This window comes from Bacillota bacterium (genome assembly GCA_018818595.1).
In the GTDB taxonomy this organism is placed as follows: Bacteria; Bacillota_I; Bacilli_A; order Izemoplasmatales; family Hujiaoplasmataceae; genus JAHIRM01.
Map to the genome: position 1 here is coordinate 1 of JAHIRM010000043.1, position 2,355 is coordinate 2,355.

At 31.3% G+C, this 2,355-nt stretch carries 1 protein-coding gene; it reads right to left on the bottom strand.

Annotation, left to right across the window (positions count from 1 at the left end; all coding sequences use genetic code 11):
- Positions 1–1,196: 1,196 nt before the first annotated feature.
- Positions 1,197–2,054, bottom strand: a complete 858-nt coding sequence (locus KJ971_07455; GenBank protein MBU1145666.1) for a DDE-type integrase/transposase/recombinase — start codon at positions 2,052–2,054, stop codon at positions 1,197–1,199.
- Positions 2,055–2,355 lie beyond the last annotated feature (301 nt).

The following is a 2,355-nucleotide window of genomic DNA, read 5'->3' on the forward strand; positions in this document are numbered from 1 at the left end:
CAAAAAATAATTGTCATGACTCTGTGATAAAGTCAAAAAGTTTTGTAAAGTCAAAGTATCTGTCTTGAGAAGAAATGTAAACTTCTTTTATATATTTTCCTATAAGACTATACAATAGGAAACTAGTGTGGCGACTTTTTGGGATTAATTATAATTTGGGATAAAAATTTTTAAAAATCTGGGATAAAAAAAATAACGTATTTTTAATTTATCCCACAACCAAACAGACCTCTCAGAAAATTGACTTAATTTATCCCATATATCCCACAACCAAACAGACCTCTCAGAAAATTGACTTGATTTATCCCATTTATCCCACAACCAAACAGACCTCTCAGAAAATTGACTTGATTTATCCCATTTATCCCACATTGAATAATATGGTGAAAATAAAAAACTCTCCCAAGAGGAAAAGACGCCCAACGTATTTTTGAAAAATGTAAAATGTAAATTTTGTAAAATGTAAAATGGAGCTTTCATAATAAGAAACGGACTTATATTGGGAGAATCCTCGCACATTATCGTCGTGACGATTATTTTGTAAATAAAAAGGTTAAACTTTGTTTAACATAATTGATCTTAAATTTAAAAAGTTTCAATTATTGAATGACTTCTCATTCCTCAAATGCAATCTCAAACAGATTTCCCTACTTGATTCCAATCAAAAAAATATGGTATATAATCTATAAATAATCATGTAATCACTATTCTTGCCCTAGGTTTATCAAAATATAATTTAACACTTATTATTCCCTCAAATTCAAATTTCATAAAAAATGTGTATACTAAAAATGTATCTAGTAATACATACTATTTTCATTATACTCCATATATTGATGAAGGGAAAAAAATGAATGTTAATTATTATACCTATTATTTAAATTCTATTCGTTCATTTAATCAAAATAATAAAGGGTTAGTGAGAGAAAATTGAGCGCAGCTCAATTTTCTCTCACTAACCCGCTCGCTTCGCTCGCGGGTTAAGATTAGTCAATGATTTCAAATACTATTCTCATTGTTTCTCATTGCCCAAATTTAAAATATATATATTGATGAAAATACTAATTTTATTTTTGGAAGATATGAAATGGGTTAGTGAGAGAAAATTGAGCTGCGCTCAATTTTCTCTCACTAACCCGCTCGCTTCGCTCGCGGGTTAAGGTTGGTTGGAAAATATAATATTAAAGATTGGAAGTTTATTCATTTTGTTCTTCACTCGTTTGGGAATAAATTATGCTTATCTTTTCCTGATTCTCCCAATGCTCCATTGTATCCCATGCTTGTTTAGGAGTCATTTTTTGACCTGTTAATCCTCGAAGAGATTGGTGCGGCCAATAATAGTTATACTCTTGAATTAGATCTTGTAGACTCGTGTTTTCGGTACACGTTGAATAGAGAGTTCTCCACAATCGTTCGATTTTACCATTTTCTTCTGGGGTGTATGGATGTGTCCGATGACACTTAATGGAAAACTCTTCTAACACTGTTTGAAAATTGTGCCCAATGAATTCAGTTCCATTATCGATAACAAGAGTATGAGGTTTAGGATTACCTAAAAGAGCATTTCGAAGGACATTAGCCGTATGCAATGATGATTTGGATTCAATGACTTCCGCATGAACAATATAACGTGATCTATCATCAACAAATGCAATGATAATCTCTTGATGCTCTCCTTTTTGAATAAAATGAAGATCAGTATGCCATATTTGTCCAGCAAAAGATGCAACAAATCGAGAGGGATGGGGATTGATTTCTTTGAATGGTTTTTCAAAACAGTACAATCCTTCCATTTCGAATATTTTTCTTGTTTTCCATTCGCTGATTAAGTATCCTCGTAATGTTAGAGCCTCAGAACATCTTCGATATCCAACTTTGAACTTCTGTAAATATTTTTTGACCTTTTTGATATCTTTATCAGAGATTAAAATGGGTCTTTTGGATTGATTAAACATAGGAATGGGGAGATTCAAATGAAGAAATCGATTTATAATTGTAATCTTCGAACAGTGGTAGATCCTTTTAACTTCTTCATATGTCATTTCTCTTTTCATCATCTTTGAGTGAATGATGTGGCAATTTTCAAGGGTCAATTCCCTAAATTTCCGTTCCATAAAATATTCATTTTACAAAATAATCGTCACGACGATAATGTGCGAGGATTCTCCCACTACAGTAGTAAGAGTAATTGCTGAAAAGTGACGCTTTACAAAAAGTGACAACCTATTGAGTTTTTTAGATTCACAAAGTGTCAATTTGAACAATAGTATGATAAATCCCTTGAAAATAAATATTCTAAATTTGAAATTTGCAATATATTTTTAATTTTTGCATCCATAATTCATCAATACTCCA

Bases quoted from the DNA above. Each gene is read 5' to 3' on its own strand.
- KJ971_07455 (MBU1145666.1), bottom strand. From the start codon at position 2,054: ATGAAAAGAGAAATGACATATGAAGAAGTTAAAAGGATCTACCACTGT.